Annotated in this window: 10 protein-coding genes and 1 pseudogene; 4 read left to right on the top strand and 7 right to left on the bottom strand. The window is 62.2% G+C overall.

What is annotated here, in order from left to right; all coding sequences use genetic code 11:
- Nucleotides 1-5: 5 nt before the first annotated feature.
- The 6 genes from ATY29_RS17970 to ATY29_RS17945 form a co-directional block, all read right to left on the bottom strand.
- Entirely contained in the window at nucleotides 6-839 is an 834-nt protein-coding gene (locus ATY29_RS17970) for a 5-deoxy-glucuronate isomerase (protein WP_097532911.1), read from the bottom strand.
- Nucleotides 839-1,897: an ABC transporter ATP-binding protein gene (locus tag ATY29_RS17965; protein ID WP_025417811.1), complete on the bottom strand. Its 1,059-nt coding sequence runs from the start codon at nucleotides 1,895-1,897 to the stop codon at nucleotides 839-841. The genes ATY29_RS17970 and ATY29_RS17965 overlap by 1 nt, the downstream gene beginning before the upstream one ends.
- Entirely contained in the window at nucleotides 1,897-2,946 is a 1,050-nt protein-coding gene (locus ATY29_RS17960) for an ABC transporter ATP-binding protein (protein WP_097532910.1), read from the bottom strand. The genes ATY29_RS17965 and ATY29_RS17960 overlap by 1 nt, the downstream gene beginning before the upstream one ends.
- Nucleotides 2,936-4,069: an ABC transporter permease gene (locus ATY29_RS17955; RefSeq protein ID WP_003572416.1), complete on the bottom strand. Its 1,134-nt coding sequence runs from the start codon at nucleotides 4,067-4,069 to the stop codon at nucleotides 2,936-2,938. The genes ATY29_RS17960 and ATY29_RS17955 overlap by 11 nt, the downstream gene beginning before the upstream one ends.
- Nucleotides 4,070-4,080: 11 nt before the next feature.
- Nucleotides 4,081-5,067, bottom strand: coding sequence for an ABC transporter permease (locus tag ATY29_RS17950; protein ID WP_097532909.1), 987 nt, complete (start codon nucleotides 5,065-5,067; stop codon nucleotides 4,081-4,083).
- Between the two features lie 104 nt (nucleotides 5,068-5,171).
- Nucleotides 5,172-7,097: an ABC transporter substrate-binding protein gene (locus ATY29_RS17945; RefSeq protein WP_003572419.1), complete on the bottom strand. Its 1,926-nt coding sequence runs from the start codon at nucleotides 7,095-7,097 to the stop codon at nucleotides 5,172-5,174.
- A 187-nt stretch (nucleotides 7,098-7,284) separates the two neighbouring features.
- On the opposite strand from ATY29_RS17945, the gene ATY29_RS17940 reads away from it, so the two are divergent.
- Together ATY29_RS17940 and ATY29_RS17935 are read left to right on the top strand one after the other, a co-directional pair.
- Nucleotides 7,285-8,292, top strand: coding sequence for a LacI family DNA-binding transcriptional regulator (locus ATY29_RS17940; protein ID WP_097532908.1), 1,008 nt, complete (start codon nucleotides 7,285-7,287; stop codon nucleotides 8,290-8,292).
- 21 nt (nucleotides 8,293-8,313) lie between these two features.
- Nucleotides 8,314-9,657, top strand: a pseudogene (locus tag ATY29_RS17935) (alpha-L-fucosidase); the annotation flags it as partial.
- A gap of 86 nt (nucleotides 9,658-9,743) precedes the next feature.
- Here the strand turns inward: ATY29_RS17935 and ATY29_RS17930 are convergent.
- A complete protein-coding gene (locus ATY29_RS17930) occupies nucleotides 9,744-10,802 on the bottom strand; it encodes a LacI family DNA-binding transcriptional regulator (protein ID WP_097532906.1) in 1,059 nt (352 codons plus the stop codon).
- A 140-nt stretch (nucleotides 10,803-10,942) separates the two neighbouring features.
- Here ATY29_RS17930 and ATY29_RS17925 point away from each other — a divergent pair, with 140 nt between their 5' ends.
- On the top strand, nucleotides 10,943-13,261 hold the full coding sequence (locus ATY29_RS17925; protein WP_097532905.1) for a family 78 glycoside hydrolase catalytic domain: 2,319 nt from the start codon (nucleotides 10,943-10,945) through the stop codon (nucleotides 13,259-13,261).
- A gap of 37 nt (nucleotides 13,262-13,298) precedes the next feature.
- The gene (locus ATY29_RS17920; RefSeq protein ID WP_097532904.1) at nucleotides 13,299-14,582 is read left to right on the top strand and encodes an ABC transporter substrate-binding protein; all 1,284 of its coding nucleotides are present in this window, start codon (nucleotides 13,299-13,301) and stop codon (nucleotides 14,580-14,582) included.
- Nucleotides 14,583-14,596 lie beyond the last annotated feature (14 nt).

The raw sequence follows: 14,596 nt of genomic DNA, 5'->3' as shown, positions 1-14,596 counted from the left end.
CCGGATTATTTGAACTTGTCGCGCATCGCATCGATGCCGGGGATGGTTTTGGTCAGATGCTGATGGGCGGGATCGAAGCGCTGGATCAGCCCCCGGCGATGCTTGCCGACAAGGATGGTGAAGATATAGCCACGATGCCCAGGCGAGGTGACGGTCGGATGGTAACCCCGGTCGACCAGGACAGTGTCGCCGTTGCGGGTCATGAGGATCTTGACCGGACCATTGTCGTCATAGGTGATCTGGCTGCCGAAGCCGGTCTCTGGCTGGAAACGGTAGTGATAGAGCTCCTCATGCAGGGTCTCGGCATCGCCGTCTTCGGTGTCGTGCTTGTGGGGAGGATAGCCCGACCAGCAGCCCTCACCGGCATAGAGTTCACTCACCAGCAGATTGCCGCAGCGGCCGTTCTGGCGTTGCCCGAGCAGGTGGACGATCCGCCGCTGGCTATGCGTGTCGGGCGAACCGACATTGACGGCGTCGACCTCGTCGGGCGAGATCCGGAACGGGGCGTAACGGGTCTCGCAGAGGCCGCCGGCGATGGCGATTTCCGCCGGGCCGCCACGGGCCGATATCCGGACATTGGCGTCGACGGGCGCGTAAACCGAATCCGCATCGCCTCCCCAGATATCGGCTCGCCGGCCCACAGCTTCGAAGCTGATCTCGTCCACCTCGATATCCACCTGCCCCGACAGCACGACGTAGAGGCTTTCGTGCAGAGGCAGCCGCCGCGTGTCCCGGCCATCGGCCGGAAGCGTGACGAGGTCGAAGTAGATGAGATCGAGCGTCCTGGAGGAGGTATCCACAATGGGACGCTGCTCGGAGCGTGGAATGAATTCGGGCATCAATTGAACTCCGGAACGGTACGATCGGCGAAAGGATTGAGGGTCAGGGATTCGGCATGATGGCAGGCCACCGCATGTCCATCGGCGGTGACGGTGCGCAAGCCTGGCACCTCCTGCCTGCACAGCTCGGTGGCGTAGCGACAGCGCGGATGAAAGGCGCAGCCGGGAGGCGGATGGGCAGGGTCGGCGACTTCGCCTCCCAGCCGGATGCGCCGGCCGTGACGGCGCAGCCTCGGATCGGCGATCGGCACAGCCGACAGCAGCGCTTCGGTATAGGGATGGAGCGGACGCGAAAAAATCTGCTCGGTCGGCGCCTTTTCGACGACGCGGCCGACATACATGACGGCGATATTGTCGGAGATATGCCGGACGACCGAGAGGTCGTGGGCGACGAAGAGATAGGTCAGGCCGAACTGTTCCTGCAGGTCCTGCAGGAGATTGATGGTTTGCGCCTGCACGCTGACGTCGAGCGCGGAGACGGCCTCATCGGCGATCACCAGACGCGGATTGGATGCAAGCGCCCGGGCAATGCCGATGCGCTGGCGTTCACCGCCGGAGAAAGCATGGGGATAGCGGCGCATATATTCGGGCCGCAGGCCGACGCTCTGCATCAGCTCGGCAACCCGGTGTTCGAGTTCCCGGCCCTTGGCGATGCCGTTGACGCTCAGCACCTCGCCGATGATGTCGATGACGGGAAGGCGCGGATTGAGCGAGGATTGCGGATCCTGAAAGACGATGCGCAGGTCGCGATGGATTTCGTCCAACGCCGGACCGGACAAAGTAGCGAGATCGACCGTGCCGCCGCTGCGGTCGCGATAGCGGATTTCTCCGCTGGTCGGCTGGTAGATGCGCAGCACGGTGCGGGCCAGTGTGGACTTGCCGCAGCCGGACTCCCCGACGATGCCGAGCGTCTCGCCGTCTTCGACGCGAAGCGAGACGCCGTCGACTGCTTTGACATGCCCGACCACCCGCCGGAACGCGCCCTTGCGAATGGGGAAATGCATCCTGAGATCGTTGAGTTCGAGCAGCGGACTTGGTTGTGTCATGGGATCGGCCATCATCGTCCTCCCTCATAAAGCAGACAGCTGGCGACGTGCCCTTCGCCGATGGCGACGGATTGCGGATCCCGTTGGTCGCACAGGCCCGCCCTCGCCTGTTTGCATCGGGGATGAAAGCTGCAGCCCTCGGGCCTGTGGAAACGCGACGGTACCATGCCGTCAATGATCGCCAGCCGTTCGGTCGGCTGGCCATGCATGCGCGGCACCGATTGCAGCAGCGCTTTGGTGTAGGGATGAACAGGTGCATGGAAGATCGTGTCGACATCGCCCGCCTCCACCACCCGGCCGACATACATGACGACAACCTCGTCGGCGATCTCGGCGACGACGCCGAGATCATGGGTGACGAACAGCACCGAGAGCCCGAATTCGGCCTGCAGCGAGGCGAGCAGATCGAGAATATTGGCCTGGGTGGTCACATCGAGCGCGGTGGTCGGCTCGTCGGCGATCAGGAGTTTGGGGCGGCAGGCGAGCGCAAGCGCGATACAGACGCGCTGACGCATGCCGCCGGAAAACTGGAACGCGTAACTTTCCATGCGCTCAGCCGGACGGGGGATGCCGACCAGGGCAAGCGTCTCGATGGCATGTTCGCGCGCCTCCTTGCGTCCCATCTTGAGGTGCAGGCGGATCACCTCGACCATCTGATTGCCGATCGTATGGACGGGCGAAAGGGCAGCCATCGGCTCCTGGCTGATCAGCCCGATCTGGGCGCCGCGGATCGCCCGCATGTCGCGGCCGCGCGGATCGAGTGAGGCGAGATCGATGGCGGGGGCTGCCGGATCGGGCCGGTAGCGGATCGCGCCCGAGACGATCCGCCCACCGCGCGGAACCTGGTTGAGGATCGAGCGGCCAGTGATGCTCTTGCCGGAGCCGGATTCGCCGACGACGCAGACCGTCTTGCCGCGCGGGATGGAAAAGGAGACGCCGTCGACCGCCCTCACCGTGCCCGCCCTGCCGAAGAAATGGGTCCTGAGGTCGTCGACCTCGATTAGCGGGTCGCGATCGGCGCGCCGGCCGCCGGCGGCAGCGAAATTTCTATCAGTATTCATAGGGATCTGCAGCATCGCGTAATCCATCACCGAGGAAATTGAGGGCGAGCACGGTGACGATCACCGCAAGGCCGGGAAGGAACAGCCAGGGGGCGCTCGAGACCGCCAGAATGTTCTGCGCTTCCTGAAGCAGCACGCCCCAGCTCACCACAGGCGGACGCAGGCCGATGCCGAGGAAGGAGAGCGCGGTTTCGGCGAGAATCATCGTCGGGATGGCAAGCGTCACCGAGGCGATGATGTGGCTCATGAAGGACGGCACCATATGCCGCCAGATGATGCGCATCCGCGAGCAGCCGTCGAGATGGGCGGCGATGACGAAATCTTCCGTCTTCAGCGACAGGAAACGTCCGCGCACCACCCGCGCGAGATCGGTCCAGCCGATCAACGACAGGATGACCGTGATCCAGAGATAGACCAGGATCGGATCGGCGCTGATCGGAACGGCGGCCGCAAGACCCATCCACAGCGGAATGGTCGGGATCGAGTTGATGAGCTCGATGCAGCGCTGGATGACATCGTCGACCCAACCGCCGTAGAGGCCGGAGATGCCGCCGAGGATAATGCCGAGGATCAGGCTGATCGCCACCCCGATCAGGCCGACCGACATCGAAACGCGGGTGCCATGCACCGTCCGACTGAAGACATCGCGACCGAGCCGGTCGGCGCCGAACAGGTAGAACGGCTTGCCTGCCTCGTTCGGGCCGATCAGATGCCGGTCGAGATCGAACAGTCCCCAGAGCCGATAGGGTTCGCCTTTGACGAAGAAGCCGACGGGAATGACGACGGCCGGATCGGCCACGTAATTGCGGCTGAGCGCAATCGGGTCGATCTTCATCGAATAGCCGTTGACATAGAGCGGATGAAATTGCCCCGCCGCGTCGTAGCCGGCAAACCGCAGCTGCTGGGGCGGCGCATAGGTGTAACGGGAATCATAGGCCTGCGACGAAACCGGGGCGAGAACCTCGGCAAAGAGGGCGACCATGTAGATCAGGAAGATGACAACGCCTGCCGCCAGCGCCAGCCGGTGGCGGCAGAAGCGCCACCAGATGAGCTTCCACTGCCCTGCGACGGCGGCAGTATTTCTGATCGGTTCAGGAGATAGCGCGATGGCTTGATCGGTCATTTCTGTCTCCTTCAGCCGTTGCGGATGCGGGGATCGAGCCAGGCGAGCAGCAGGTCGGAGATCAGCGTGCCGATCAGCGTCAGCATGCTCATCAGCAGGATGAAGGTGCCGGCCAGATACATGTCCTGGGCAAACAAGGCATTGAGCAGAAGCGGCCCGGTGATCGGCAGGCTGAGGACGATGGAAACCACCACCGAACCCGAGACGAGGTGCGGCAGCACCCAGCCGACAGTGGAGACGAAGGGATTGAGCGCCACCCGCACCGGATATTTCAGCAGCAGCCGGATTTCGCTCAGGCCCCGGGCGCGGGCCATATCGACATAGGGCTTGTAGAGTTCATCCAGGAGATTGGCGCGCATGATGCGGATCAGCGCTGCCGTGGCGCCGGTGCCGAGCACGACGACCGGGATCCACATGTGCGAAATCAGGTCGCCGAATTTGGCCCAGCTCCAGACCGCATTGATATAGGTGGGCGAGAACAGGCCGCCGACACTTTGGCCGAAATACTGTGCCGAGACATACATCAGCACCAGCGCCAGCAGGAAGTTTGGGATGGCGAGGCCGAGAAAGCCGAAGAAGGTGGCGAAGTAATCGCCCACCGAATATTGCCGCACCGCCGAATAAATGCCGATCGGAAAGGCCACCGCCCAGACGAAGAGCAGCGTGGTGACCGAGACCACCATGGTCAGGCCCATGCGCGCCCAGATCAGCTCGCTGACCGGCTTATTCCAGTCGAGGGACTGGCCGAAATCGCCGCGCAGCAGGATGCCGCTGATCCATTTCCAGTATTGCACCGCCCAGGGCTGATCGAGGCCATAACGTTCGCGCAGGCTAGCGATGACGCCGGGATCGATCGTTTCGTTCTGCGAGGCCAGGCGCGCGGTCATCGCAGTCAGGAAGTCCCCCGGCGGCAATTGGATGATGACGAAGGTCACGACCGAGATCGCGAACATCATCGGGATCATATAAAGCAGACGTCTGATGATGAAGCCGGCCATGTTCAAGCTCCTTCGACCAGCGACCGCCGATCGGACTGGATGATTGGGACTGGGCTGGTGTCGGAATGGCGACCGCGGACGCCATTCCGGCCGATCGTCTACCCTTACTGCTGGTAGTAGAAGGTCTCCGGCTTTGCCGGTCCCGGCGTCATGTAGAACGAGGTGCTCGGAATGACCTTCGGCACGTTGTGCATATTAATCTTGACGATGCCGACGCGATCCGGCTCCAGGTTCGTGCCGATGACGTAGAATTCGTCACGGGTGATCGCCAGCAATTCCTTCATGGCGGCGAGCTGCTTTTCCAGCGTCGGGGCTTCCTGCACCTGCCGGTAAAGCTCCATCTGCTTCTTGGCGGCCGGGCTCGGCTCCTCAGCGTTCGGATCCTTGGGATTCTGGTAGTAAAGGCCCCAGGCCGTGGCGAAGCTCGACTCATATTCGTGCGGGAAATACCATTTGGGATCGAGCAGGCCGAGGAAGTCGTAGCCGCCGCCGCCAACCCATCCGAGGCCGTCATTCTCATTGTTCTGCAGGCGGGAGAAGATCAGCGACCGTTCGGCCGGGCGGGGCTGCATGTCGATGCCGACGGCCCGCCAATAGCGCTGGATCATCTCCAGCGCGTCGACCTGGATCGGGCTTCCGGTCAGCGCATCGATCGCAAAGGTGATCCGCTTGCCGTCCTGACCGAGACGATAGCCTTCGGCGTCACGTTTGGTGATGCCCGCCTTGTCGAGATACTGATTGGCAAGGTCGACATTATATTCCAGATATTGCGTCGCCATCTTCTCATCGTAGAGGGCCGTGCCTTCGCGCGGAGCTGCCTGATAGGGCTTGGCCTGTCCGGCATAGATCAGCTGGTTGAGCTCCTCGCGGTTGATCGCGTAGCTGAGGCCGATGCGAAAATCCTTGTTGGAGAAGACAGCGCGGAGCGCCGGATTCTTGTGGGTCTGGTTCAGGGTGATCAGCAGAGCGTTCGACCATGCCGGCCGGGCGATGAACAGCCCGTAACCGGCCTTTTGCTGGTTCTGCACGATCACCGTGCGGGCGTCCGTCGTCTCGATGAAGCGGTTCTGCATGTCGATTTCGCCGCTGATCGCCTTCAGGATGATCGCCTGCGTATCCTGCATCACGTCGATGGTGATGCGATCGAAGTAAGGCAGCTGGTTTCCTGCGGTATCGACCTTGGCATAATAGGGATTGCGTTCGGCGACGACTTGTGTGGTGCCGTTATAGGGCGCGGTCAGCACCCAGGCATCGAGCGTCGGCCGGCCGAGATCGCGCCAGCGGCCGGGAAAGCCGATCTTGTTGTTGAAGAGCTGGACCCAGTCGGTTGCGCCGGCTGCCTTGACCAGGGCGTCGACGCCGTCGGGGTTGAAATCCTTGTGGAATTGCTTGAGGTAGTGCGCCGGTGCGGCCGCCAGGATGTCGGAGCCGCGCACGGTCGCCATATTCATCAGGAACAGGCCGTTCGGCGCGGCGAACTTGAAGACGACCTTGTCGCCGGCAAGCTTTTCGACCTTGACCGGCTCCCCGCCTGCGGTCAGCCAGTCGGGTGCGGCAGGCGTGATCTTCGTGTTGCGCAGCACATTCTCGTTCCACCACACCAGATCGTCGGCGGTAAAGGGCTCACCGTCCGACCAGCGCGTGCCTTCCCGCAGGGTGAACGTATATTCGGTGGCGTTGTCATTGACCTCGACGCTCTTGGCGATGTCTGGGATGACCTCGGTCCATTCCGGGTTCCAGCGGACCAGCCTGGTATAACCGATCGAACGCTCGATCTCGCTGTCGCCGCCGCCGAAGGTCGCCGTGCGCCAGGTGCCGCCATAGGTACCGACCGATTCCAGCGGCGTCAGGACCAGAGGTTCCCTGGGCACCCGCTTTTCGACAGGCGGCAGCTTCCCGGCATCGACGAGCGCCTTGAGCTCCGGCGCTTCTTGAAAGCCGAGAGCGGCGCCGGCCCAAGTGGAACCGATGAGGATCGCACCGGCAACGGTCGAAACTACCTGCCGTCGTAGGATTCTGACGTGTTGCATTGTTTCCTCCCAATGATCTCGTCTAGGTTATCGTTAACGTATTCTCCTCAACTCCGAACGTTAACGTTATCGTTGCATCTTGTCAAAAAAAATTCGTATTGACCAATTCAGACCCGCCAAAGCTTGGCTTTCGCCGAAACTATGTTAGTTATCGTTATCGTAAATATCGCCCTCTCAGAGACAGCCCTTGAGCAGCTCCAAAGAACCAGATTCCAAAATCACCATCGCCGACGTCGCCCACGCCGCCGGCGTTTCGCCGATGACGGTATCGCGCGTCCTCAACGGCCGGGGCGGCGCCAGCGCCGAAACCAGTCAACGCATTCTCTCAGCGGCGAACGAGCTTAATTACCGGCCCAATCCCTTTGCGCGCGGGCTGCGGTCCGATCGATCGAAGACCATCGGCCTACTCGTTCCCGACATCACCAACCCGTTCTTTCCCGAGGTCATCCGGGGCGCCGAGGATGCGGCGAGCGCCGCCGGCTACAACCTGCTTCTCTCCAATGTCGTCGAAAGCAGCAAGCGGGAAGAGGAACTGATCGAGACGCTGCTCAGGCATCGGGTCGACGGCATCATCGTCTGCAGCGCGCGACTGCCCGATGCAGCACTTCACAAAGCGCTGGCACCGCATCGCGCCGTCGTGCTTATCAACCGCGAGGCTCCGAACGAGATCGCCGGAACCATCGTCACGGATTACGAGACGGGCGCCTCGCGGGCCGTCGACCATCTGGTCGAGCGCGGCCGCCGCAAAATCGCAGTCATTGCTGGGCCGCGCAGCTCGTTCGGCGGCAAGAGCCGCCTTGTCGGCATTCGCAAGACTCTGGCGGCCCATGGGCTCAAGGCGCACGGCATCGTCTATTGCGATCCGACGGCCGCGGGCGGACAGACGGCGGCGGCCGAATTGCTGGCGGAAACGCCCGGCATCGACGCCCTCGTCTGCTACAACGACCTCAATGCGATCGGCGCCATGAAGGCCTGCCGGGCCGCCGGCATTTCGATCCCCGAGCAGATCGCCCTGATCGGCTTCGACGACATCCCGACCGCGGAACTGCTGTCTCCGGCGCTCACCACGCTCAGGGTGCAGAAACGCGAAATGGGAGAGGAGGCCGTGCGGCTGCTGCTCAGCCGCATCGCCACCAAGAACCGTCAGCACGGCATCATCATCGTGCCCGAACTCATCATCCGCGAAACGACCTGACTCCAAGACCAACAGGAGGAATATCCGATGGATGCCGGCAATCTGCAGTCACTGGCCCTGCCCGAGGAGAAAAAGTCCTGGTTCGTCCATGACCGGTTCGGCATGTTCGTGCATTGGGGCCTTTATGCCCTGCCGGCGCGCCACGAATGGGTCAAAAGCCGCGAGGAACTTGATGACGCCGACTACCAGAAATATTTCGATCACTTCGATCCCGACCTCTACGACCCCCGCGAATGGGCGAGACGCGCCAAGGCGGCGGGCATGAAATATGTGGTGCTGACCACCAAGCACCATGAAGGCTTCTGCCTCTGGGATACCAAGGCCACCGGTTTCAAGGTGACCAACACGCCTTACAGAAAGGATCTGCTGCGGCCTTTTGTCGACGCCTTCCGGGCGGAGGGCCTGAGGATCGGATTCTATTATTCGCTGATCGACTGGCACCATCCCGACTTCACGGTCGATCCGCGCCACCCGCAGCGCAATCATCCGGATGCCTCGAAGATCAACGAAGGCCGGGACATGCAGCGATATGCAGCCTTCATGCGCGAGCAGGTGCGTGAACCGCTGACCGAGTTCGGACAGATCGACATCATGTGGTTCGACTTTAGCTATCCGCAGTGGAAGCTCGGTGAACTTGTGGGAAAGGGCCACCAGGATTGGGAAAGCGAGAAGCTCGTGCGCCTGGTTCGCGAGCTTGCCCCCGATATCATCATCAACAACCGGCTCGACCTTGCCGGCCTGCAGCCCGATATCGTCACGCCAGAACAATATATGCCGCGCGCCTGGCCGAAACGCGACGGCAGGCGCGTCGTCTGGGAAGCCTGCCAGACGCTGAGCGGTTCCTGGGGCTATCACCGCGACGAGGATACCTGGAAAAGCACGGAGCAACTGGTGCAGATGCTGGTCGGCACCGTTGCCATAGGCGGCAATCTGCTGATGAATGTCGGCCCGACGGCGCGTGGCACGCTCGACCACCGCGCCATATCGGCGCTTTCAGCCTATGAGGACTGGATGGCGCTGCACGAGCGCAGCATCGTCGGCTGCACCCAGTCCGATTTCACCGCCCCACCCGATTGCCGCCTGACCCAGAACGGCGACCGCCTCTATATCCACCTCTTCAACTGGCCCTACAAACATCTGCATTTCGATGCGCTGGCGGGCAAAATCGAATATGCGCAATTCCTGCATGATGCCAGCGAGGTCACCTGGCTGCGACCGTCGGCGAATACGCTATGGGCAAACACCCAGTTCCCCGTCGGCGAGGACGAGCTGACATTCGTCCTGCCGGTGCGCCGCCCCAAGGTCGTCGTCCCGGTCATCGAGGTCAAGCTCAAGGCGGGGAGTGCGTCCGGTATTCAGGACTAGCTAATGAGTCTCGGCGTTTGCCGGAGCGGGCAAGACGTAGTCCGCTTCGGAAATAGCTCGCCTGGTCCCGCTACCGGCCCTTACCATCAGCCCTGTTTCGTGCCGTCAGAAAGCTCAAGGCTGCCGCGGCTGACCAGCGAGGGTATCTGGAGAATATGCTCGGCGCCGGTGCGGCCCTCGACCCTGGAAATCAGCGTCTGGGTGGCGACCTGGCCGAGTTCCCTGCCCGATTGATCGATGCTGGCGAGATTGACGAGTCCAAGGGCTGCGGTCGACGAGTTATCATATCCCACGACGGCGAGATCTTCGGGCACACGCACGCCCATCTCCATCGCCAGGCAAAGAAGCGTGATCGCGTCGAGATCACTCCAGCAGAAAACGGCACGCGGCCTGTCCTTCCTCGATAGGAACTTTCGCATCGCCTCTTCCCGCTTTGGCGAGGCGATTGGAATTTTGCCGATCGGCGCGGAGGACCCCAAGCCCCCGCGCTGCATCGCTCGGCGGAAACCGATCTCTCGCTGGCGCACGACCGAAACGGCATGCCCCTCGCGCTCGCCGAGGCTGAGCATTTCGATATTGCGATAGCCGCAGGCAATCAGCGCTTCGACCGCAATCTCAGCGCCGCGCTGGTCGTCGGCATTGACGGTGTCAAAGGCCGTGGCGCCGGCAGCGTGGTAACCGACGGCGACGATCGGGATCTGCACCGCAAACTTTGCGATGATCTCCGAGGGCAGCCGCGGCGCAACCAGGATAAGCCCGTCCATCTTGTAGTCGATCATCGACTCGATCAGGGACGTCTCGAGCTGCACCCGCGCATCGCTGACGCCGATCATCGCCTGATAATGCGACGGCGCCAGCACGCCATTGACGCCGGCAATCACCTCCGGCAGGAAAGGATTGCGGATGTCGATCAGGAGCACGCCGATGGTGAAGCTCCGGCCACGCAACCCCCGCGCCGCCCGGGAAGGGCGATATCCGAGCGCATCGATCGCGTCGGTCACTTTTGTACGCAGCGCTTCGCTGACGCCATAGGCGTTTCGCATCACCTTGGAAACCGCTGCGACCGAGACGCCTGCACGGGCTGCCACGGTCCGGATCGTCACCCGATCGTTTCGTTGTCGCGTTTGTTTGTCGTCGATGGACATGAAATCTCTGTCTTCGGCTGCGGGTCGTCAATCGCCCGCAAAACCACCATGGCAGACTGGCAACGAAATTTCTATTGCACTTCCGAAGAAAATGTAGAACGTTATATGGAGAACGTTCTACAAATCATCGGGAGGCTTTGATGAACTTTCAGCCGGCAGCCATCAGCGGCAATCTCGTTTCGCGCCCCTGGTCCGGAAATATGATCGCGCCGCTGTCGGATGGCGGTCAGGGAACGCCGGCAAGCTTCATCGCCAAAAGCTTCGAACATGATGGCCCCGGCCTTCCGGTCGAGCTGTTCATCTCCGCACTCGGCCTTTACCGCTGCTTCATCAACGGCGAGCGTGTCGGCAACGACCTGTTGACGCCGGGCTGGACGAATTACGACGATCGCATCGCCTATCAGCGATACGATGTCTCGAACCTCATCAAGCCGGGCCGGAACCGCATCGAGATCTGGCTGGCCGACGGATGGTACCGGTCGCCCTTGATGTGGGGCGCCCAGGCAATCCCGAACTGCTGGGGCGACAGGATCGGCGCCATCGCCGATCTGATCGGGCCGGGCGGCACCCTTCTTTCCACCGACACCACCTGGCGGAGCGGTCTTCTGCCGATCGTGAAGTCGGGGATCTATTTCGGCGAGGTCTACGATGCTCGCGCGGAAAATCTTGTCGAGACCCATGGCACCGAGAATTTGCCGTTCGACAAGGCGCTGCTCGTCGCCCATGAAACCGCGGCGGTACGCGAATTGCCGCCGCTCGCCCCCGTTGAAAGCTGGACCGACGACGGCAGGACGGTCTACGATTTCGGCCAGAATGCCGGTGGTTATATCAGATATACGGTCCGGGGCGCTGCCGGCGCCGAAGTACGGGTCGAGCATTCGGAAGTGCTCGGCCCCGACCGTCACTTCGACAATCGCAACTATCGCACCGCCGTGGCGCAGACCATCTATACGCTCAGCGGCGACGGCGACGAGACCTACGCCCCGCATTTCACCTTCCAAGGTTTCCGTTATGCCCGGGTGACGATCAAGGGCGATGCCGAAATCATTGCCATTGCCTCCGTGCCGATCTCGTCGGTGCCGGAGCCCGCGGGCGGCTTCACCTCGGGCAACCCGCTCGTCAATCGCCTCGTTGAGAATACTATCTGGTCGCAGCGCGCCAACTTCGTCGAAGTGCCCACGGACTGCCCGCAGCGCGACGAACGGCTGGGCTGGACGGGCGATGCCCAGGTATTTGCCGCAACGGCCTGCTGGCTGAGCGACAGCCAGTCTTTCCTGAGGAAATATCTGCGCGACGTGATGGCCGACCAGCGCGAGGACGGCGCCGTCTCGCATTTTTCGCCGGATCCGACACGCCTGCATCCCGCCAATTTCCCGGGCTTTGCCGGATCGACGGGCTGGGGCGACGCGATCGTCGTCATCCCCTGGGTTCTCTACACTCATTACGGCGATCGCGCCGTTCTGTCAGAGTGCCTGGATTCCATGGTTCGCTGGGTCGATTTCGTCTGGTCGATCTCGGATGGTCCGCTCGTGCGCCCGCCGTCGCGCTGGGGCGATCGCGGCTTTACCTTCGGGGACTGGCTGCAGCCGGTTGGCGATAACCGAAAGCCGCGTCCGACGATTGCCGACGATTGCGCGGCCACACTCTATCACTTCATCTCGACCGAGCTTCTGGCCAAGATCGCAGCCGTTCTCGGCGAGCATAAGATTGAAAATGAGATGAAGCGGCGCGCCGGCGAAATCCGATCGGCCTTCGCCAACGAGTTCATCACGCCGGCTGGACGGCTGGCGCATAACGACCAGACATCCTATGCGCTGGCCTTCCTCCATGACCTGATACCGGCAGAGCATCGGCAAGCCGCCGAGCGGCATTTCCGCCAAGTGATCATCGATGCCGACTACAAGATCGGCACCGGCTTCATCGGCACGCCCGCCCTTCTGCCGGCCCTGACCAAGCTCGGCATGGACGATCTCGCCGAAAAGGTCTTCCTGCAGGAGGATGTGCCAGGCTGGCTCTACCAGGTCTCGAAGGGAGCGACGACGATCTGGGAGCGCTGGGATTCGATGGCGCCCGACGGCACCATCTACGAACCCGACATGAACAGCTACAATCACTATGCTTATGGCGCCGTCTGCCAATGGCTGTTCGAAAGCGTCGCCGGAATTTCGCCGAACCCGGACGCACCCGGCTTTGCCGAGGTGATCGTCGATCCTGCACCGATCTCGTCCCTGTCACCTGTTTCAGCCCATCATGACATCAGCCGGGGGCGCATTGAGGCCGGCTGGCATTGCACCGGCAATCAGGTCACCTATGTGCTGACGCTTCCGGACGGCTGCACCGGCCGCTTCCGGCCCGGGCGGCGGCACCGGAACCCGACACTCAACGGAGAGCCTGTCGGCGAGGAAGCCGTTCTTCCCCCGGGCACACACCGGCTGGTCTTTTCGCTACCCTTTATTTGAGGAGCATACACGTCACATCGTTCAGAGGAGGAACGTCATGACATATCGGATAAAGCGCATTCTCGCCGGCGCATCCGCGCTTCTGGCCTTGGTCGCGGCCAGCACGTCGCATGCGGAAACCACGCTGTCTTTCCTGATCGACAACAACCCCGACACGGTCGCAGCGGCCGAGGCTCTCGTTGCCGCCTACCAGACCAAGGCGCCCGACGTGACGATCGAAATCGAGCCGCGCGCAGGCGGCGGCGAGGGTGACAACATCATCAAGACGCGCTTGGCAACGGGCGAGATGTCCGATGTGTTCCTCTATAATTCCGGCTCGCTGCTTCAGGCGCTGAAGCCGGCGCAGACGCTCGTCGATCTGAGCGCCCTGCCGGCGCAGGCAAAGGTTGACGACGGCTTCAAGTCGGTCGTCCGCGCCGATGGCAAGCTCTACGGCGTTCCCTTCGGCACGGCGATGGCCGGCGGCATCCTCTATAACAGGAAGATCTATCAGGACCTCGGACTCACCGTTCCAAAGACATGGGCGGACTTCATGGCCAACAACGCCAAGGTCAAGGCATCTGGCAAGGTTGCCGTGGCGCAGACCTATCGCGACACCTGGACCTCGCAGCTGTTCGTTCTGGCCGATTACTACAATCTGCATGCCACGGTGCCGAACTTCGCCGCCGACTATACCGCCAACAAGGCCAAATATGCAGAGACGCCGGCAGCCATGAAAGGCTTCGAACGGCTGAAGGACGTTCACGACGCCGGCCTGATGAACGAAGATTTCGGCGCGGCAAGCTATGATGACGGCCTGAAAATGGTGGCGACCGGTGAGGCCGCGCATTATCCGATGCTGAGCTTCGCCATCGGCGCGATCAAGCAGAACTATCCCGAGAACCTTACAGATGTCGGTTTCTTCGCGCAGCCGAGCGATGATGCGGCGACGAACGGCCTGACGGTGTGGATGCCGCCGGCCCTTTATATTCCTCTGACCAGCCAGCACGCCGAGGAAGCGAAGAAGTTCGTCGATTTCGCCGGAAGCGTCGAAGGCTGCAAGATCATGGTGGAAACCAACACCGTGCAGGGGCCTCCGCTGATCGACGGCTGCGATCTGCCCGCCGACGTACCGCCTGCGGTAAAGGACATGCTCCCCTATTTCGAGGCCGAAGGGAAGACGACCCCGGCGCTGGAATTCGTCTCGCCGGTCAAGGGGCCGGCGCTCGAGCAGATCACCGTCGAGGTCGGCTCCGGTATTCGCCAGCCGGCCGAGGCTGCGAAACTCTATGACGACGATGTGCGCAAACAGGCCAAGCAGCTCGGCCTGCCGAACTGGTAGCGGTCTTTCGGGCC

The organism is Rhizobium hidalgonense (assembly GCF_002914525.1).
Lineage (GTDB): Bacteria > Pseudomonadota > Alphaproteobacteria > Rhizobiales > Rhizobiaceae > Rhizobium > Rhizobium hidalgonense.
The sequence above is the reverse complement of the archived record's forward strand: the minus strand, read 5'-3'. Positions and strand labels throughout refer to the sequence as shown.

Bases quoted from the DNA above. Each gene is read 5' to 3' on its own strand.
- ATY29_RS17970 (WP_097532911.1), bottom strand. From the start codon at position 839: ATGCCCGAATTCATTCCACGCTCCGAGCAGCGTCCCATTGTGGATACC.
- ATY29_RS17965 (WP_025417811.1), bottom strand. From the start codon at position 1,897: ATGGCCGATCCCATGACACAACCAAGTCCGCTGCTCGAACTCAACGAT.
- ATY29_RS17960 (WP_097532910.1), bottom strand. From the start codon at position 2,946: ATGAATACTGATAGAAATTTCGCTGCCGCCGGCGGCCGGCGCGCCGAT.
- ATY29_RS17955 (WP_003572416.1), bottom strand. From the start codon at position 4,069: ATGACCGATCAAGCCATCGCGCTATCTCCTGAACCGATCAGAAATACT.
- ATY29_RS17950 (WP_097532909.1), bottom strand. From the start codon at position 5,067: ATGGCCGGCTTCATCATCAGACGTCTGCTTTATATGATCCCGATGATG.
- ATY29_RS17945 (WP_003572419.1), bottom strand. From the start codon at position 7,097: ATGCAACACGTCAGAATCCTACGACGGCAGGTAGTTTCGACCGTTGCC.
- ATY29_RS17930 (WP_097532906.1), bottom strand. From the start codon at position 10,802: ATGTCCATCGACGACAAACAAACGCGACAACGAAACGATCGGGTGACG.
- ATY29_RS17925 (WP_097532905.1), top strand. From the start codon at position 10,943: ATGAACTTTCAGCCGGCAGCCATCAGCGGCAATCTCGTTTCGCGCCCC.
- ATY29_RS17920 (WP_097532904.1), top strand. From the start codon at position 13,299: ATGACATATCGGATAAAGCGCATTCTCGCCGGCGCATCCGCGCTTCTG.